This is a genomic window from Streptomyces sp. CGMCC 4.7035 (assembly GCF_031583065.1).
GTDB lineage: Bacteria > Actinomycetota > Actinomycetes > Streptomycetales > Streptomycetaceae > Streptomyces > Streptomyces yaanensis.
This window is the reverse complement of record NZ_CP134053.1, coordinates 1,134,294-1,153,335: the sequence shown is the minus strand read 5'-3', so window position 1 is coordinate 1,153,335 and position 19,042 is coordinate 1,134,294. Positions and strand designations below refer to the sequence as shown.

Here is a 19,042-nt window from a genome sequence, read left to right as displayed (position 1 = left end):
CCGTCAGCTCAGGAAAAACCCTCTCTATTTCGACCGGCCGAGAGGGAGTGGTGCGGGTCATTCGTCTCCTCCGAAACAGCCTGGGCGCAACAGGCCAGTACCTGTTGCGCCCAGGCCTCTACTCGCTACAGCGCCTAACCGGCCCTTCCGGTCCGTACCCCGGCGGCCGGGTTTTCCAGCCAACCGCTCAGCTGGAACCCACGATTGCCGTGAGCATCGAAATCCAGCCTGATCGGAATCGGATTGGCACCTTCATACACCGGTTTCACCGAGTATTGAACTGTCTCGCCGGCCTTGACTGCCTTATAGATCTCTCCTTCGACCAAGTCTCTCATCCATGGAGTGTTGACGGGGTCTTGGGTGAGCGTGACGAGATTCCGGCGCGCGTAACGTCCCTTACCTGCACCGCCGAGTCGGCCGGCCAGCAGATGGCCGCGGGCCTCGTTGAATGCGGTGCCGTTGCCTCGCCAGCCGGGCGGGGTCGTCTTCCCTGCCTCCGAGCCCTTGTCCAGCATGCCGGGCCGGACCTGGGCATCGACTCCGGTGGGACGGCCGAGGTCGTCCAGGCCGTGGTACCTGACACTGTTGTCATGGGCGTACTGATCCTGGCGGGCGGCCTTGGAGCAGTTGTGCACCAACAGAGCCGCGTTACCGACCATCACGTGGTACGTGTGCAGACCGTCCACGGTCAGGTCGTACGTGATCTTGTGATCGCTGTACGTCCGCGTGTTGATGACCTCGGCCGGTGAGCCATCCGCGGTCTGGAACTTGTCACCAGCCTTGAAGTCCTGCGCCCGCGTCCACGTCTTCGTCGTGGCGTTGTAGATCTGGTGCAGGGCCGTGGTGTCCAGGGTCCTGGGTCCGTCCTTGGTGGCGACGGTCACCCGCACGTAGTCGCGGTCGTGCGTAGTGATGTGGACCTTGGTGACCTTGTGAGCCTCCTTCTTCTTTTTGCCGGGCTCGGCGGTAAGGACGTAGTCCCCGACCTTGACCTCGGAGATCGGCTTGGCCGCGCCGCTTGCGAGCACGACCGGGGTGGCTCCTGTGAAACTGTGGCAGCCGCTGACCTTGCCGGCCACCGCACCGAAGACACCACCCGTTGCCGCACCGAGCGCCGTCGCCTTCGCCGCGCCGCTCGCGCTGCAGCCCTCCTCGCTGGCCGCGCAGGAGATGCCGTAGCCGACCGCGCCTTCCGCGGCTCCGCCCGCGGCGCCCATGGCCGCGCCCGTGGCCACCTTGCCGCCGACGTTCGCGAGCAGGCGGCCCACCGCGCCGGAGGCCGCACCGCCGGCCGCGCCGCCGAGGGCTCCGGTGATGCCGCCGATCGCGACCGCGCCGAGGAAGCCGCCGACGGACTTGGGGCCGTCGCTCATCATGTAGCCGACGCCATTGGCGACGGCACCGGCGAGAGCCGCGCAGCCGATCGCGCCGCCACCGAACGTGGCGCCGGTGCAGACCGCGAAGACACCCACACCGACCGCGACCGAGACGATGGTCGCGGCGTGCTGTTTGACGTAATTGGCTGTCGCCTTCGCCGCCTTCTGGACGCCTCTGCCGATCTTCTTGACGGCCTTCTTGGCTGCCGAGACCGCCTTCTTGGCTACGTGTTTGACAGCCTTGGCGACCTTACGAGCCGTCTCCTTGATGTGCTTGACGACCTTGTGGGCGTAGCGCTTGACGCGTTTGTACGTGCGTTTGACGTATCTCTTGACCTTCTTGACGCTGTCGTGGACGTAGTGCACCGCCTTGCGGACCGCGCGATGCACCTTGCGTGCGGCCTTCTTGACCGCGCGCTTGATGTGCTTGGCAGCCTTGCGGACCGCCTTGGCGGCCTTCTTGACCGCGTGCTTGGTCTTCTTCCAGGCCGACTTGGCGACCTTCTTGACCTTCTTCGAGACCTTCTTGACGGCCTTCTTGATGAACTCGAACCAGTGACCGGTCGGGTCCACGCCCGTCATCGGGTTCTGGTTGGCGTAGGCGTACTGGTTCGCGTTCACCGACGACGGCAGCGGGTCGTTGCCGACCGTGTCCCGGCTGCTGAACTGACCGGTCTGCGGCGAGTACCAGCGCGCCGCCATGTTGACCTTGGCCGTCTCCGGGTCGGTCCAGCCGGACTGGTAACCCAGGTTGCCCAGCATCCCGTTCGTGACGGAGACCTTGCCGAACGGCGTGTACGTCGACGAACCGGTCAGCGCCTCACCGGAGGCGGTGAACTGGGCCACCACGTCGTCGTGGATGTCCGTCAGAGCCAGCACCGACGACACGGCCGTCTTCACGCCCAGCAGCGAACCGTCCACGTTGCGGCTGTAGGACGTCATACCGTCCGAGGCCACATCGTTCCCGCCGCCGCTGTACCGGAAGGAGTAGATCTCCGCACCGGTCTCGTCCTTGGCCTTCAGGACACGGTCCAGACCGTCGTACGTATACGTTCGGTCACCCTCGTTGATCACACGGTTGAAGGCGTCCGCCTTGAGCAGGGTCTGCGTCCCGCCCTCGTCGGTGATCGTCTTCAGCGTGCCGCGCGCGGTGTACGCGTACGTGTTGTGCCCGTCCGACGTGAGCCGGTTGCGCGCGTCGTACGTGTACGTGTCGCCACCGACACGCGTGCGGTTGCCCGAGGCGTCGTAGCCGTAGGCCTCCGTGGTCGATCCGTTGTTCCAGGACGTCAGCCGGTTCGCCCAGTCGTATGCGTAGGTGTTCGTGGACGCACCCGCGACACCGGTCGTCGTCTTCGACGTCAGGTTGTCGTTGTCGTCCCACCCGTAGCTGAGCGACGACAACACCTTGCCCGTGGGCGAGGTCAGCTTGTCGCTGGTCAGCCGCTCCAACGCGTCGTAGGAGAACTCACGCTTGGACTTGCCGGTGCCGTAGTCGATCTGCTTGACGTTGCTGTTGACGTCGTAGGTGTACGTCAATGCCGAGCCGGTGGCGCCGTCGTTGACGGTCTTCAGCCGGCCGGCCGTGTCGTACCCGTAGGTCGACGTGCCCGACGCGTCCGTCCGCGACGTCATCGCCCCGTCACCGTCGTAGGCGAACGACGAGGTGCCCGACGGACCGGACGTCGACAGCAGCAGACCTCGGTCGTCGTAGGTGAAGGTGTTCAGATCCGTGTCCGCACCCGCGACGGCCGTGACGCGGTCGTCGGAGTCGTACGCGTACGTGTGGTCGAGTGTCGCGGCCTCCGCACCCGTACCGGTCTGCTTCACCAGCCGGCTCTTGGCGTCGTACTCATGGGAGACGACCACACCGCCGGGGGAGCGCTGCTCCTTCACCCGTCCATTGGCGTCGTACACCGTGGTGAAGGTGCGGTCAGCCGCGTCCGGGTGGGTCGGGGTGGACGGCTCGATCAGTGATTCGGGCAGACCCCAGGTGTTGTAGGTGGTGATGAACGGGTTGCCGCGGCCGTCGGTGAAGCGCGTACGGTTGCCCGCCGCGTCGTAGCCGAAGGTCGTGGTGATCGACTCGGTCGCCGAGACCGGCTCCACCGCCTGGGTCACCAGACCCGTCGCGTCAACGGTGAACGTGGTGGTGTGGCCGCGGTAGTCGGTCACCGATACCGGGGTGCCCGCGCGGTCGTAGGTGGAACGGCTGGTGCGCAGCACCGCGCCGGTCGCGTCCAGGTCGCTGGTGGCGACCAGCTGGCCGTAACCGTCGTAGGTGTTCTTGGTGCTGGTGTTGTCCGGGTCGATCGAGGTGAGGACCTCGCCGTCCATGTTGTAGGTGAACTTCGACACGTTGCCCGCGCCGTCGGTCACCTCGGTGGTCTCGCCGAGCGCGTTGTACTTGTACGACTCCGCCACACCCGCCGGGCTCACCATCCGGGACAGCTCGCCACCCGGCGCGTTGTACTCGTTGATCGCCGTGTACGCCCGCTGGGTCGGCTGACGCACGATGTCCGTGCTGGTCAGCTCACGACCCAGGTAGTCCCAGGTGGACTCCTCACGCGCGCCGCCCGGCCGGACCGACGACAGCAGGTCGCCGTTGGTGTCGTACGCGTATGTCGTCTTGCCGCCGCCCGGCTCCGTGACCGAGGCCACATCGCCGAGTTGGGTGTACGTGTACGTCGTGCGGTTGCCCAGCGGGTCGACCTCCGCCGTGGCCTGGCCGAGCTTGTTGTACTCGTTCCAGGACGTGGCCGTGATCGGCGTCGTGGACCCGGGCGCCGTGTAGTTCGGCAGCTTCGTCGAGGTCTCCTGGCCCTCGGCGTCGTAGGCCGTGACCGTGACGTTGCCGAGCGGGTCGGACGCCTCGGTCACCTCACCGAAGGTGTTGTAACCCGTCATCGAGACCGGACGTACCGCCGTGGGCGTCCCACCGCCCGTCTCGGCGTTGACGACGGGCTCGGTGACCGTGGTCTGCTGGGCCGCCTCGTCGTACCCGTAGTCGGTGGTGTTGCCGACCGCGTCGGTCGTTGACACCGGCAGACCTCGCTGGTCCAGCTTCCAGGTGGTCGTATGCACCGAACTGCCGCTCGCCGGCAGCGTGCCGCCGTAGACCGCGGAGATCTGCGACGGGGTCAGCGCCTCGCTGTAGACCTGGACGTCGGCGATCGTGCCCTGGGTGTTCTCGGCGTAGGTGCCGTTGTAGAGACGCCGTCCGATCTGCAACGGGCCGGTGGCCTCCCACGGGGAGGTGAAGGCCGTTGTGGTGCCGGACTGGGTTCCGTTGACGTACAGCTTCAGCGTCCCGGTGGCCTGGTCGTACACACCGGTGAGGTGCGTCCAGGTACCGGACGTCACCGCCGAGGTGCCGGAGTAGGTCCGGATGGTCGCGGCGCCGGTGGTGTCCGAGCCGTGGCGGTTGAAGGTCCAGCCGTACGTCGTGGAGTAGTACAGCTGGAAGCCGCTGGCGACCTTGCCGTCCTGGGCCAGGAAGGTGCTGTTGGCGCTCGTCGAGCTGAGCTTGACCCAGGCCGAGACGGTGAAGCTGCCGCTGGTGTTGACCGCCGGACCGTCCGCCTGACCGTAGGCGTTCGCGGTGCCGTTGAAGACCGCGGAGCCGCCCTTCTCGGTGGAGCGGGTGACGGCGCTGCCCAGCGTCACCTTGTTGTTGCCGCCGGAGGAGTCGTTGGCCGTGAGGCCGCTGGTCTCCGAGAGCTTCCACCGGGCCACGGGCGCGGTGGTGCCGTCGTGCACCGTGGTGCCGGTGACATTGCCCAGGTTGTCGTAGCGGGTGTCGGTCGAGTCGACGTCACCGGTCGCCGGGTCGGTCTCCGCCTCCGTCACGACGTTGTCGTCCGGGTCGTAGGAGACCTTCGTGCTGCGGTTGACGCCGGTCGGGTCGAGCACCGACGACGTGACGCGGTCGGCCGCGTCCACCACGAAGGTGGATGTGGTCTGGCCGTCGTTGGTCACCTGCTTGATCAGGTTCCCGGCCATGTCGTAGGTGTTGGACTCCTCGACGAACTGCTTGCCGTTCGCCGGGTCCTTGCGGGTGACCGTGGCGGACAGGCCGTCATCGGTGTAGGTGTACTCCGTCACCCAGCCCATCGAGTCGGTGATGGAGGCGAGACGTCCCGCCGGGTCGTAAGCCCGTGACTCCTGCACCAGCGTGGTCGGCGACGACGGGTTGTTCGGGTCGCCCGTGTAGTTGAGCAGGCTGGTCGTCAGCGGCCGGCCTTCGGCGTCGAAGGTGTAGGCGTTGACGTTCCCCTCGGGGTCGGTCTCCTTCACCTTGTTGCCGTAGACGTCGTATTCGAACGACGTGGTGTCACCGCCCGGGTCCGTCCGCGTGGCGACACGGTTGTACGCGTCGTACGTCATCGACGTCGTACGCGAGGTGTCACCGCCGGTCAGGTCGGCGACGGTCTGCGAAAGGACGTTGCCGTCGGCGTCGAAGACCGTGGTCGACTTGGCCTGGTGGACCGCACCGGTGACGCGGTTGGTGACCGCGGGACTGGTCTCGGTGGCCACCTGGTCGTTCTTGTCGTACGTCAGCGTGGTGGTCAGACCGCCCGGGTTGGCGTCGGTGATCTCCTTCTTCGCGGTCTGCCGGCCGAGGTTGTCGTACGTGTACGACACCTTGGCGCCGTTGGCGTCGGTGGCCGAGGCCAGGTCGCCATTGGCGAAGTAGACGTACTTCGTCTGCTTTCCGCCCGGTGTCGTCACCGTGTCCACCAGACCCGCCGGCGCCACTGCCGTACCGCCCTCCGCCGCCGGGGTCGACGACGTGGTGTAGGTGGTGGTGGCGGTGCGGCCGTTCGGGTGGCCGGCCACCGGCGGGCTGGTCACCGACAGCAGGTTGCCGCCGGTGTCGTAGGTGTAGCTGGTCAGGTACGTGTTGTCCGTGGCGGACGCGGAACGGGCGTCCCGCTCGGTCAGGATCAGGTCGTTCCGCGGGTCCATCGGCGGGAACGCCGTGGTCGCGTCCGGGTAGTACGTGTAGTACTCGGTGGCGCACTTGTTGGCGGCCGTGTCCTGGCAGTCGGTCTGGGAGACCGTGTTGCCGCGGATGTCGTGACCGGTGATGCTGCGGTTGCCGTTGGCGTCGGTCACGGTGCGCAGGAAGCCCGACGTGTCGTAGCCGTACGTCGTCCGCTTGCCGTTCGTGTCGATCGCGGCCAGCAGACGGTTGCCCATCTCCGCGTCGTACACGTACGTCAGCGTCTTGTCGGTCGGGTCGGTGAGCGTGACCGTGCGCACCGGGGCGATGCCGGAGGACGCCTTGTACGCATCCCAGTGCTGCCCGACCTCGTCCCCGGTCAGCGGGTGGTTGTACGCCGCGACCTCGGCGATGGAGCCGTTGAAGAAGCTCACGTCACCGGGGGACTGGTACCAGTTCTTGCCGAAGCCCGCGCCGACGAAGGTACGGGTGTTGGACTGGTCCGCCGCCGCACCGGTGAAGTCGGCCTGCTTCTCGCCGTCGAGGTACAGCGTCTGGGTCGTGCCCGAGGCGGACAGGACCGCGTGGTGCCACGTGTTGTCGTTGACGGTCGCCGTGGACCCGAACGCGGTGCCGCCGGAGCCCGAGACGCTCCACCAGTGACCGTGCAGCTTTCCGTCGGCGCCCACGTACAGCAGCGGGTTCCAGCTGCCGGTCGGGGTCGCGCCGGTCGGCAGCTGCGACTGGTCGGACAGGATCACACCGGGGCTGCCGGTCTTGAACCACAGCTCGACGGCGCGCTCCGCGGAGCCGTGCCAGGGGGTGAACGGGATCTCCGCGTACGACGACGTGCCGTTGAAGGACGCCGCGGTCACGTCACCGGTGCCGAACGGCCCCGCCACACCCTGCGTGACGGTGTTGTACGTGCCGAAACCGGTGTGCACCTCGTTGGCGGCCTGCGGCGCGCCGAGGGTGTCGGCCAGGCGCCAGTAGCCGGTCGGGGCGGAGCCCATCACGGCCGAGCGGTACACCTGCGAGGAGCCGCTGACCGTGGGCGGGTTGAGCTTCCAGGTGCCGCCGTCGCCGTCGGTTGCCTGCTTGACCAGGTCGTCGGTGGTGCCGTAGACGACCTGGGACTGGGTCTTCAGTCCCGGCGTGGTGATCTTGTTGAGCAGACCGGCGGACCGCTTGGCGGCCTGGTACTGCGCGGTGATCACCGACGGGTCGAGGGGCTCGGAGTAGATCGCCACCTCGGCCATCTGGCCCGTGTAGTGCCCGAGCTGGTCGTTCGCGTTCATCGCGGGCCAGCCCTGGGTGTTCACACCGGCACCGAGGGAGATGTAGGGCTGCTCCCAGTCGTTGATGGTGCCGGTCAGCGAGCCCTGGGACACGCCGTCCAGGTAGAGGGTCTGGCTGGTGGCCTGACCGGTGAGGACCGCGTTGTGCCACTGGCCGTCGGTGACCGTGGCGCCGGAGACGATGTTGGGGTTGCACGTGGGCGACATGGCCAGGCAGCCACGCAGCTTGCCATCGGTCCCGACGTACACCGCAGGGGTGTTCTTCGTCGTGTTGGCGACCGGGTTCGAGTCGCTCAGCGGCTTGTCACCGTAGTAGAAGAGCACGCCTCCGGCCGTGGTCGTCTTGAACCACAGGGAGACGGTCATGTACGACGGCGTCGCACCCGGCGCGGACGGCATCTCCACATACGAGGTGGTGCCGTTGAAGGTCGCCGTGGTCTGGGTGGAGCCCGCCAGAACGGAGGAGGTGCCCAGGGTCACGTTGTGGTAGAGGCCGTTGTACCGGCCCTGGTTGGTGTCGACCGTGTCCGTGGCGACAGTCGTACCGGCCGCCTCACCGAGCCGCCAGTAGGCGTACGGGTCGGCGTCCAGCACCGTGGTGCGGTAGTGGTTGCCGGTGGCGTAGCCGTAGGTGGTGCACTTGGACCAGTCAGCCGGCGGGCAGACCTTGGTCAGCTGGTCACCCGAATAGTTGTACTGCCAGGTCTGCGCGGTGTTGGCGTCGCCGACCGTGGAGGGGTCCGTGAAGACCGTCGCGACATGCGCGGTGGTGGCGCCGGTCGGGGTCAACCAGGTCAGGCCCAGCGAGCGCTTGGACGTCTCGTTGGTGATCTTGGTCAGCTGCTTGGACGTGTTGTACGTGAACGTCTCGGTACGGCCCGCGTAGTCCTTGATGCTGGATATCGCGTACGCGCCGGCCTTCGCAGTGGCCTGCTTGAAGGCGTACTCGGTGAAGTCCTTGTCCGTCAGCGTGTAGCCGCCGGTCACCGACTGCAGGCGGGCATAGCGGCCCAGCGGGGGCTGGAACGTTCCGTCCGTGTTGCGGCCGAAGGCGACCTGCTCACCGCCCGGGTAGGTCACGATCACGCTGGTGACCGTGCCGGCCGGATCCTTGACCTCGGCCGCCTTCATGTCGACGACCGTCGACCAGCCGGCGCCGAACGCACTGTCGATCCGCGGGTCGATGCTGTTGTACGAGCGGTCGATCTCCAGCGAGGGGCCGACCACCTCGACATCCGCGTCGGAGTCCTCGGTGGTGTAGTTCGCGTCGGACGGGTCGAACTCGTGGCCGTCGGTGTTCTGGGCCAGGCCCGAGGTGACCGGCGGCTGCGGCACGGCGGTGGTGAAGCGGCTGGAGTACGTCACCTCCTCGTAGCCGTCGGTGACCCCCACGTACCACGCGTAGTTCTTCGACCACGTCAGCTTGCCCGCGGGGATCTTCCAGCTGCCCTTGGTCAGGTTGCCGGAGGTGGCGACGGGCGTGGTGCTGCCGGAGTCGGCGTCGTACACCTCGAAGCTGTACGTCAGCGTCGAGTTGGGCCATTTGTCGGCGTCGCTCGCGTAGACGAGCAGCTCCGGCTGGAGGGTGTTGGCCTGGAAGTTCTCCGGCGGGTACTGGGCGTTGACCTGCGGCTGCGTGTTGGCCGTGTAGGTCAGGTCCAGCGACGGGCGCCAAGCGGAGGTCGCCGACTCGTCGGAGTGGAACTTCTTCCAGTGCAGGCCGTCACCGGTCGGCGCGGCGAGCGCGAGACCGTAGTTGGCCCCACCGGTGGCGACCTGGGTGAACCACGAAGTCGACAGCGTCACCGGCATCTTCACACCGACGCTGGTGCTGCCGGTGGTGTTGGTGCACGAGGCGCCCGGGTCGGGGGTGGCGGAGCCGATGGAGGAACCGTACGACGGACCGGGGTACGTCGTGGTCGTCGTCGGCGACCACGACTGGGCCACCGGGTACACGGAGAACGACTCGGGGGTGCACGTCGAGGACCACAGCGCCCAGACGTTGAGGGTCGCCGCGGAGACCTTCTGGCCGGCGAGCGTCGTACCCAGTGAGGAGAACTGGAGGAAGGAGTTCGCCTTGGTGGTGCCCGAGTCGTAGGAACCGACCTTGATCTGGGTCTCGGTGGAGCGGTCGGCGCTGTAGTCGTTCTGGACGTACGTCGTTTCGCTGGAGAGGACCGTCGTCGGGTCGACGGTGACCGGGTAGACCCGCTTCGGGTCGTCCAGCCAGTCCCGGTCGGCGGTCATCCGCAGCGCCGGGTCGCCGTCCACGGTGGTCAGCTCGTAGGTGACCTTCTGGGAGCGGGCACCGTCACCGGAGCGACGGTCGATCCGCGAGTCCTCCATGTAGGCATGGGGGATGGTGGCGGTCACCTTGCCGTGGGCGTCGGTGAACTCCACGTCGCCGTCCTTGGCGATGCGCGGGGTCAGGCCCTTGGCGTCCAGGCGGAACACCCAGGAGTTGGCCGCGTCCGCGGACTCAAGGACGACGTTCTCCTTGAAGCCGTCGGCGATCGGAACGAGCTGCACGTCGGTGGCGGGCAGCACACCGGCGTAGACGAGCGTGCCGTTGTCGTCCTTGGACGCCGCGACCTTCCGCGCGCCGCGCAGCGTGTACGCCAGGGTGCGGCCGCCTCCGAAGTCGACGGAGGCCAGCTGCCGGTCGGCGGCGTTCGCGGCGAACTCGACGTCGAGGGAGTTGGCGTCCTGCTCGAACCGACCGTCCTTGTCCTTGACCAGACTGGTGTCGATCGGCTTCCAGGTGCCGTCCGCCGCCTTGAAGTTGGTCCGCCCGGGGTAGTGACGGATCGTGGTGGAACCGTCGGCGTTGACGTAGAAGTCCGACGTCGCCGTGGACTTCTTGGCGTCACGCTCGCTGGTCCGCGGGTTGAAGCTCTTCGCCGTGGCCTTGGCCTTGCCGGTCGTGGCCTTCTTGACCGCGTCCACGGGGCGCTTGTACGCGTCGAGTTCGCCCTTGCCCTTGCCGGGCTTGCGACCGACGCCGCGGTCGGCGCTGGTCGCCGCGGTCGAGGCGAAGTGACTCTTGCCCCGAGCGGTGCCGCCCTCCTGATCGGGCGTGTCCAACGGGGACTTGTTGGCCCATTTCCACAGGCCCGACAGGGACAACTCGGGCATGCTCAGCGCCGGAAGCGTGGCACCGGAGGCCGCCGCCGTCTCGGTGGTGAGCATGAAGGAGAAGGATATGAGGACAGAAAGTGCCGTAGCCCTCGCTCTGCGCCTGCCGGTACGACCCGGCGGGAACAAGCGAGGGCTACGGACCCAGCGATTGCGCATGGGCAGCCTTAACTTGGGAACCTACAAAGCTCCGAAAGCTTTCCCCAAGCGAACGCAAACGTTCCACCCAAGATCGGCAACGTTAGCTGATCTTTATCAAAAAGGTGGAACTTTGCGGGCGGTTCATCCGTGGGACGCCCGCACGGCCTCCTTGATCGTTTCCGCCACCGTTTCCTTGAGTTCCCCGCCGGGCTGCGCGACGGTGACGTTCCCCGGCCTCTCCGCCTTCGCCTCTGACGCGTCGTCGACGACGACGAAGCGCACCTTCGGGTTCTTTGCGGCGGCCGCCTGCGTGACCTGGACCTGCGGCGCGCCGACCGCCAGAACGACATCGCACTGTCGCTGGATGAGGCTGTTGAAGAACGGTCGGGCGTTGCCCGCCGACTGATCCCCTGTGACCGGCACGTAGTTGACCCGGGCCCGAGTGTCCAGGGATGCCTTCTGCATCCCCTCCCACACCGAAGCGGCGAGCGTGCCCTGCGCGATGCCCTTCTCCCCGGTCAGCAGGCATGCGTCGACCTCACGGTACTGGCGCGCCCGCGGATCGGGGGGCGTGCCACGCTCGTCGTCGCCGAGGAACAGCCATGCGACGCCCGCCAGTCCGAGCGCCAGGACAGCCACACCACCCGCCGCCCAGCCCTTAGGGCCCCGCAACGCATCGGCCGCCGCTGCCACCACGCGAAGAACGGCCGCGTTGCGCGTGGTGGGGGTCTTTGTTCTGCTGCGCCAGCTACGCCGGGTCTTCATCTGGTACCTGTCACCGCTTGCGTCGCGCTCGCGGCGACCACGTCGTACTTCACGGCCGTTTACCTTCGCCTCTCAGGATCGTGCGCACACGCACACGCGTACCGGCAGGACGCCGTACAGTACATCTCCCGTCGAACGGCACCGGGCCCGGGATCCCGGGGGCTACGCGGCAGGGCCGCCCGGGGTTCCGGGAAACAGGACCATCCAGGGCCCGGAGAAAACAGAGAGAACGGCAAGGGCCTCGGCTCCACCAACGGCGGCAGACCGGTCCCGGCGGGGAGCCCGGGACCCGGTCCCGGCACAGTGCCCCGGAGGCCACGGGTGACAGTCAGGGCGAGGCAACCGGCGCGGCCGTGCCGCCGGCAGCAGATCGAGTCGGCTCAGCGGCGCACGATCAGAAGCGGGCCGGCGGCCACCTGACCGCCGAGGCGACGCGTGGCTCAGCGGCGCACGATCCGAAGCCGGCCGGCGGCCACCTGACCGCCGAGGCGACGCGTGGCTCAGCGGCGCACGATCCGAAGCCGGCCGGCGGCCACCTGACCGCCGAGGCGACGCGTGACCCGACTCAGCCCATCGCCAGCAGAATCGCCAGCACCACCGCTCCGGCGACGGCCGGACCCATGATCTCGTACGCCCAGCGGACGCTCGGCTCGCCCTGGGCGCGCCCGGAGCTCTGATGGGTCTCGGCCAGTTCGCGCAGGTCGTCCATGATCTTGTCGGTCTGGGCGCGCGTGGGCGCGGTCGGCGCGGGCGCGGGGCCGCCGGGCGCACCGCCCGTCAGCCCGCCGAGCGCGCTGCCCCGGCTGTCCCCCGCGGCCTTCCGCGCCGTCTGCCGGGTCGCCTTCTTGCGGGCGCGCAGCGAGACGGGGAGCGCCCACAGCTGGAACTTGGTGCCGGACGTGGCCACGACCTCGTTCGAGTAGCCGGAGCGCAGCGACGCGACCGAGCCCCAGGGCAGCACGATCACGCGGAAGGGGTTGCGGATGCGCAGCCGTTCCTCGTTCGCGTACACGGCCGGGCGCAGGGTGAAGGCGGTGACCAGCGGGATGACCAGGATCATCCCGGCGAGCGCCAGCCAGGGGGTGCGGCCGTGACCCGAGACCAGCGCGTCGATGCCGAGCCAGAGCACGAGGGCGAGCAGCAGCACGCCGCCCGCGAGGCCGCCGGGCGACCGGTAGATCCGGTCCGGGGACTCCGGTGCCGAGGGGTCCGGCGTGGGCGACTGGTGATCGGGGGTCGTCATGAACCCGATTCTGCCCGACGGGCACGTCAGGTCCCGTAGCCGGTGGGCAAAGCGTGGCCCGCACGGTTCCCGCTGTCGCCCGCACGCCCCCGCGGTGGCCCACGCGGTCCCCACCCGCCGTGACCCACACGGTCCCCCTGCCGTGACCCACACGGTCCCCACTGTCGTGACCCACACGGTCCCCACTGTCGTGACCCACACGGTCCCCACTGTCGTGACCCACACGGTCCCCACCACCGTGACCCGTACCCTGGGCCCTCCGGGGGCTGGACAGCCGCTACGCGCGTAGATACGCTCCACTGGTGACCATGCCCACCACTGCACCTGCTGCACACGCTCTCGGAGACGTCACCGCGTCCGACAGCACGCTGCGCCGCTTCCTCCACGGGCTGCCCGGCGTCGACACAGTCGGCCTGGAGGCGCGCGCCGCCTCCCTCGGTACCCGCTCCATCAAGACCACCGCGAAGGCGTACGCCATCGACCTCGCCATCTCGATGGTCGACCTGACGACGCTGGAAGGCGCGGACACCCCGGGCAAGGTCCGGGCGCTCGGCGCCAAGGCGGTCCACCCCGACCCGACGGACCGTACGACGCCCACGACCGCGGCCGTCTGCGTCTACCCCGACATGGTGGCCGTCGCCAAGGAGGCCGTCGCGGGCTCCGGCGTGAAGGTCGCCTCCGTCGCCACCGCCTTCCCGGCCGGCCGCGCCGCGCTCGACGTGAAGCTGGCCGATGTCCGCGACGCCGTGGCCGCGGGCGCCGACGAGATCGACATGGTCATCGACCGCGGGGCGTTCCTCGCGGGCAAGTACCTGAAGGTGTACGACGAGATCGTCGCCGTGAAGGAGGCCTGCGGGACGTCCGCCCGCCTGAAGGTCATCTTCGAGACGGGCGAACTGTCGACGTACGACAACATCCGGCGCGCCAGCTGGCTCGGCATGCTGGCGGGCGCCGACTTCATCAAGACCTCCACCGGCAAGGTCGCGGTGAACGCCACGCCCGCCAACACCCTCCTCATGCTGGAGGCCGTGCGCGACTTCCGTGCGCAGACGGGCGTCCAGGTCGGCGTGAAGCCGGCCGGCGGCATCCGCACCACCAAGGATGCGATCAAGTTCCTCGTCCTGGTGAACGAGACCGCCGGCGAGGACTGGCTGGACAACCACTGGTTCCGCTTCGGCGCCTCCTCGCTCCTGAACGACCTGCTGATGCAGCGTCAGAAGCTGGCCACCGGCCGCTACTCCGGCCCCGACTACGTGACGGTGGACTGATCCCCCATGGCATCCGCATTCGAGTACGCACCCGCGCCCGAGTCCCGCTCGGTCGTCGACATCGCGCCGTCGTACGGCCTGTTCATCGACGGCGAGTTCACCGAGGCGGCCGACGGCAAGGTCTTCAAGACCGTGTCCCCCGCCACCGAAGAGGTCCTCTCCGAGGTCGCCCAGGCGGGCGAGGCGGACGTCGACCGCGCGGTGAAGGCCGCCCGCAGGGCCTTCGAGAAGTGGTCCGCGCTGCCCGGTTCCGAGCGCGCCAAGTACCTCTTCCGCATCGCCCGGATCATCCAGGAGCGCAGCCGTGAGCTGGCGGTCCTGGAGACGCTGGACAACGGCAAGCCGATCAAGGAGACCCGCGACGCCGACCTCCCGCTGGTCGCCGCGCACTTCTTCTACTACGCGGGCTGGGCCGACAAGCTCGACCACGCCGGGTTCGGCTCCAACCCCCGGCCGCTGGGCGTCGCGGGCCAGGTCATCCCCTGGAACTTCCCCCTTCTCATGCTGGCGTGGAAGATCGCCCCGGCGCTCGCGACCGGCAACACGGTCGTCCTCAAGCCCGCCGAGACCACCCCCCTCTCGGCCCTCTTCTTCGCGGACATCTGCCGCCAGGCGGGCCTGCCCAAGGGTGTCGTCAACGTCCTTCCGGGATACGGCGACGCGGGCGCCGCGGTCGTCGCCCACCCCGACGTGAACAAGGTCGCCTTCACCGGCTCCACGGCCGTCGGCAAGGAGATCGCCCGCACGGTCGCGGGCACGAAGAAGAAGCTCACCCTCGAGCTGGGCGGCAAGGGCGCCAACATCGTCTTCGACGACGCCCCCATCGACCAGGCCGTCGAGGGCATCGTGAACGGCATCTTCTTCAACCAGGGCCAGGTCTGCTGCGCGGGCTCCCGTCTTCTGGTTCAGGAGTCGATCCAGGACGAGCTGCTGGAGTCCCTGAAGCGCCGCCTGTCGACGCTCCGCCTCGGCGACCCGCTCGACAAGAACACGGACATCGGCGCGATCAACTCCGCCGAGCAGCTGGCCCGTATCACCGCGCTCGCCGAGCAGGGCGAGGCGGAGGGCGCCGAGCGCTGGTCCCCGGCCTGCGAACTCCCCACGTCCGGCTACTGGTTCGCCCCGACGCTCTTCACGAACGTCACCCAGGCGCACACCATCGCCCGCGACGAGATCTTCGGCCCGGTGCTGTCGGTCCTCACGTTCCGTACGCCCGACGAGGCCGTGGCCAAGGCCAACAACACCCAGTACGGGCTGTCCGCCGGCATCTGGACGGAGAAGGGCTCCCGGATCCTGGCCGTCGCGAACAAGCTGCGCGCCGGTGTCGTCTGGTCCAACACGTTCAACAAGTTCGACCCGACCTCGCCCTTCGGCGGCTACAAGGAGTCGGGCTTCGGCCGCGAGGGCGGCCGCCACGGCCTGGAGGCGTACCTCGATGTCTGAGAAGTCCGAGAAGACCGAGAAGTCCGAGAAGCAGCGGCTCAGCGTCTTCAAGACCTACAAGCTGTACGTCGGCGGGAAGTTCCCGCGTTCCGAGAGCGGCCGGGTGTACGAGGTGACCGACTCGAAGGGCAACTGGCTGGCCAACGCTCCGCAGTCGTCCCGCAAGGACGCCCGGGACGCGGTGGTCGCCGCGCGCAAGGCGTTCGGGGCGTGGTCCGGCGCCACGGCGTACAACCGGGGCCAGATCCTCTACCGCATCGCCGAGATGCTGGAGGGCCGGCGCGACCAGTTCGTCCGTGAGGTGGCCGAGGCCGAGGGCCTGTCGAAGGCGAAGGCGGCCGCGGTCGTCGACGCGGCGATCGACCGCTGGGTCTGGTACGCCGGCTGGACCGACAAGATCGCCCAGGTAGTGGGCGGCGCCAACCCGGTGGCCGGCCCCTTCTTCAACCTCTCCTCCCCCGAGCCGACGGGTGTGGTCGCGGTCCTGGCCCCCCAGGAGTCGTCCTTCCTGGGCCTGGTCTCGGTGATCGCCCCGGTGATCGCGACCGGCAACACGTCGGTCGTGATCGCGAGCGAGAAGTCCCCCCTTCCGGCCCTGTCCCTGGGCGAGGTGCTGGCCACCTCCGACCTGCCCGGCGGCGTCGTCAACGTCCTGTCCGGCCGTACGGCGGAGATCGCGGCGCCTCTGGCCGCCCACCAGGACGTCAACGCGATCGACCTCGCGGGCGCCGACGAGGTCCTGGCGAAGGAACTGGAGATCGCGGCGGCGGACAACCTGAAGCGCGTTCTTCGTCCACAGCCTGTGGACGACGTCGACTGGTCGGCGACGCCGGGCATCGAGCGGCTGACGGCCTTCCTGGAGACGAAGACGGTCTGGCACCCGACGGGGTCGCTGGGCGCGTCCGGTTCGTCGTACTGAGGCGGTCCCGAGACCGGAGAGCCGCGCCTCCCCTCCGTCCGGGGGAAGCGCGGCTCTTCGTCGTGGGCCCACCGCCACGGCGCCGACCGTCATGCCGACCGTCATGAGGCCGACCGCCACGGAAAGCGTCAGTGGACCGCCCGCAGCGCCTGGCCGAGCACCGGCACGCCGCCGAGCGAGGACGCCTGGGCCACCGGGCGGGTCAGGGCCTGCGACGACAGCGGCTTGAAGTCGGCGAGCTGGGTGCCGACGCCGTTGTCGAGCGGGTCGACGCCGGTGCCGGCCAAGGGGTTGGGCTTGAGGTCCGCCAGCGGACCGGTGACGTATCCCACGGTCCCGGACAGCGCCCGCAGCCCCGCCTGCGGGTCTGCCTTGCCGAGCGGGGCGGTCCGGGTGCGCATCACGTCGACGACCGGGGCGGTGGCCGCCGAAGCCGTCGCCGCGCCCGTCCCCAGTGCGGCGCCCGCCGTCACGAAGGCCACGAGGGCGCGTTGAGCGGTGGGGTTGTGGACGGATGCGTGTCGTGCCATGGCTGCTGCCACCTTCTGCTCGCGAGGAGTAATCCTGTCGGTACGTACGGTAGTTGAGGTGTGATGTGCGTTCCAACGCCGACCCGCGGGGTCTGCGGAGCGCGCGCGATGCGTCAGACTGGTGTCTCGTGAGTCTCCATCCCCCGGCCCCCGCCCGCGTCGTGCTGCTCTGCGGCCCCTCCGGATCGGGCAAGTCCCTCGTCGCCGCCCGCTCCGGTCTGCCCGTGCTGCGGCTCGACGACTTCTACAAGGAGGGCCACGACCCGACGCTGCCGCTGGTGGAGGGGAGTTCGGACGTCGACTGGGACCATCCGCAGTCGTGGGACGAGGACGTCGCCGTCGCGGCCATCGCCGAACTGTGCGCCAAGGGCCGTACCAGGATCCCGGTGTACGACATCGCGCAGAGCGCGCGTACGGGCGAGGAAACGCTGGACATCGACCGTACGCCGGTGTTCATCGCGGAGGGAATCTTCGCCGCCGAGATCGTGGAGCGCTGCCGCGAACTGGGAATTCTGGCCGACGCGCTGTGCCTGTCCCGCGGACCCTTCACCACGTTCCGCCGCCGCTTCGTGCGCGACCTCAAGGAGGGCCGCAAGTCGGTCCCGTTCCTGCTGCGCCGCGGCTGGCGGCTGATGCGCGCGGAGCGGTCGATCGTCGCCCGTCAGACGGCCCTGGGCGCGTACGCCTGTGACCGGGACGAGGCACTGGGGCGGCTGGCGGCAGCGGCTGCGGGGCGACGCGCACCGATGAGTACGGCGGCATAGCGGATCCACAAGGAACTACGAGAAACCACAACAAACCACAAGAAACGGGACTGGATGGACCCCCCGGCCCTCCAGTCCCGCTCTCTTGCGCTCCCCCGTGGTTCCCCCGTGGTGGTGCTACCCCCGTGATCCCCCCCGGATACTGCTCCCCCGTACTTCCCCCGTGTCACCCGTGGTGGTGCCCCCCGCACTTCCCCCGGGTTCCCCCATCCCTCAGGCGACAAGCTCCCCGAAGGACTCCTCCTCGTCACGGCCGAAGCTGAGGACCTCGTCCTCGCGCAGCCGGCGGAGCGACCGCCAGATGCTGGACTTCACCGTGCCGACACTGATGTCGAGGATCTCCGCGATCTCCGGGTCCGTGCGGCCCTCGTAGTAGCGCAGGACCAGCATGGTGCGCTGGAGTTCCGGCAGCCGGGCGAGCGCCTGCCACAGGACGGCGCGCAGTTCGGTGCCACGCATCGCGTCCGTGTCGCCGGCGGTCTCCGGCAGCTCCTCGGTCGGGTACTCGTTCAGCTTGCGGCGGCGCCACGCGCTGATGTGCAGGTTGGTCATCGTCCGCCGCAGGTAGCCCCCCACCGCGGCCTTGTCGCTGATCCGGTCCCACGCCCGGTACGTCGAGAACAGCGCGCTCTGCAGCAGGTCCTCGGCCTCGAAGCGGTCACCGGTCAGGTGGTAGGCGGTTGCGTACAGGGAGGCGCGGCGCTCCTCGACGTAGGCGGTGAACTCCGCCTCCGTCGCCGACCGACGCTCCCCCGAGTCCTCCCCGTACGCGGCTCCCCCGTGAGCTTCCCCCGCCTTGCTTCCCCCCGTGAAGGCGTCAACCACCGTCATGTACGACACGGTGTGCTGACGCCCGGTGCCGCGAGCGCACCCCCGCCCGCTCAGGGCACCGGACTTCTCGATGGTCCGGGTGACGTCGTGCAGACGCGTGACAACTGCGCTCGTGCTGGTGCCGTGCAGCGTGTTCATCTCGCGCCCCCCGTCGTGGAGTCCCGGTTTTCGTGCGGTCGTGCGGCCCTGCGGTACTGCCGCTTTCGGTGCGGCCCCGTTCCGTGCGGCCTTGCTTGTGTCGAAAAGCTTGCCCGGGCCACTTCATGGCCGTGTCCGCCGACTGTCACAGACCTGTCACAGGGGTGGGCCGCAGTCGCATCACAGCCTGCTGACAGAGAAGAGTCGTATGGCTACACGGGCGTACCCGTGGGGATCCCCCGGACG

The 19,042-nt window shown here is 68.7% G+C and carries 9 protein-coding genes; 4 read left to right on the top strand and 5 right to left on the bottom strand.

Features of this window, described 5'->3' with window-relative positions:
• Positions 1-134: 134 nt before the first annotated feature.
• The 3 genes from Q2K21_RS04620 to Q2K21_RS04610 form a co-directional block, all read right to left on the bottom strand.
• Positions 135-10,808, bottom strand: coding sequence for a LamG-like jellyroll fold domain-containing protein (locus Q2K21_RS04620; protein ID WP_310765666.1), 10,674 nt, complete (start codon positions 10,806-10,808; stop codon positions 135-137).
• Positions 10,809-11,036: 228 nt separating this feature from the next.
• Positions 11,037-11,588: a type 1 periplasmic-binding domain-containing protein gene (locus tag Q2K21_RS04615; RefSeq protein ID WP_310765664.1), complete on the bottom strand. Its 552-nt coding sequence runs from the start codon at positions 11,586-11,588 to the stop codon at positions 11,037-11,039.
• Positions 11,589-12,225: 637 nt separating this feature from the next.
• Positions 12,226-12,903 carry a PH domain-containing protein gene (locus tag Q2K21_RS04610; RefSeq protein ID WP_310765662.1) on the bottom strand — a complete coding sequence of 226 codons (678 nt, stop codon included), beginning with the start codon at positions 12,901-12,903 and terminating at the stop codon, positions 12,226-12,228.
• A 308-nt stretch (positions 12,904-13,211) separates the two neighbouring features.
• On the opposite strand from Q2K21_RS04610, the gene deoC reads away from it, so the two are divergent.
• Genes deoC through Q2K21_RS04595 form a run of 3 tightly spaced genes read left to right on the top strand, consistent with a single transcriptional unit; the run spans position 13,212 to position 16,533 of the window.
• Positions 13,212-14,171, top strand: a complete 960-nt coding sequence (gene deoC / locus Q2K21_RS04605) for a deoxyribose-phosphate aldolase (protein WP_310765660.1) — start codon at positions 13,212-13,214, stop codon at positions 14,169-14,171.
• A 6-nt stretch (positions 14,172-14,177) separates the two neighbouring features.
• Positions 14,178-15,614 carry an aldehyde dehydrogenase family protein gene (locus Q2K21_RS04600; RefSeq protein ID WP_310765658.1) on the top strand — a complete coding sequence of 479 codons (1,437 nt, stop codon included), beginning with the start codon at positions 14,178-14,180 and terminating at the stop codon, positions 15,612-15,614.
• Positions 15,607-16,533 (top strand): aldehyde dehydrogenase family protein, encoded by a 927-nt coding sequence (locus Q2K21_RS04595; RefSeq protein WP_310765656.1) that lies wholly within the window; start codon positions 15,607-15,609, stop codon positions 16,531-16,533. The genes Q2K21_RS04600 and Q2K21_RS04595 overlap by 8 nt, the downstream gene beginning before the upstream one ends.
• 128 nt (positions 16,534-16,661) lie before the next feature.
• Here the strand turns inward: Q2K21_RS04595 and Q2K21_RS04590 are convergent, their stop codons facing one another.
• Positions 16,662-17,063 carry a hypothetical protein gene (locus Q2K21_RS04590; protein WP_310765654.1) on the bottom strand — a complete coding sequence of 134 codons (402 nt, stop codon included), beginning with the start codon at positions 17,061-17,063 and terminating at the stop codon, positions 16,662-16,664.
• Positions 17,064-17,191: 128 nt separating this feature from the next.
• On the opposite strand from Q2K21_RS04590, the gene Q2K21_RS04585 reads away from it, so the two are divergent.
• Entirely contained in the window at positions 17,192-17,827 is a 636-nt protein-coding gene (locus Q2K21_RS04585) for a uridine kinase family protein (RefSeq protein ID WP_310765652.1), read from the top strand.
• Between the two features lie 213 nt (positions 17,828-18,040).
• Here the strand turns inward: Q2K21_RS04585 and Q2K21_RS04580 are convergent, their stop codons facing one another.
• Positions 18,041-18,796 (bottom strand): SigE family RNA polymerase sigma factor, encoded by a 756-nt coding sequence (locus Q2K21_RS04580; RefSeq protein ID WP_310765650.1) that lies wholly within the window; start codon positions 18,794-18,796, stop codon positions 18,041-18,043.
• Between the last annotated feature and the right edge of the window lie 246 nt (positions 18,797-19,042).

What these genes read in the sequence shown, in the direction of transcription:
- Q2K21_RS04620 (WP_310765666.1), bottom strand. Translation starts at nt 10,808, where the DNA reads ATGCTCACCACCGAGACGGCGGCGGCCTCCGGTGCCACGCTTCCGGCG.
- Q2K21_RS04610 (WP_310765662.1), bottom strand. Translation starts at nt 12,903, where the DNA reads ATGACGACCCCCGATCACCAGTCGCCCACGCCGGACCCCTCGGCACCG.
- deoC (WP_310765660.1), top strand. Translation starts at nt 13,212, where the DNA reads ATGCCCACCACTGCACCTGCTGCACACGCTCTCGGAGACGTCACCGCG.
- Q2K21_RS04600 (WP_310765658.1), top strand. Translation starts at nt 14,178, where the DNA reads ATGGCATCCGCATTCGAGTACGCACCCGCGCCCGAGTCCCGCTCGGTC.
- Q2K21_RS04595 (WP_310765656.1), top strand. Translation starts at nt 15,607, where the DNA reads ATGTCTGAGAAGTCCGAGAAGACCGAGAAGTCCGAGAAGCAGCGGCTC.
- Q2K21_RS04590 (WP_310765654.1), bottom strand. Translation starts at nt 17,063, where the DNA reads ATGGCACGACACGCATCCGTCCACAACCCCACCGCTCAACGCGCCCTC.
- Q2K21_RS04580 (WP_310765650.1), bottom strand. Translation starts at nt 18,796, where the DNA reads ATGAACACGCTGCACGGCACCAGCACGAGCGCAGTTGTCACGCGTCTG.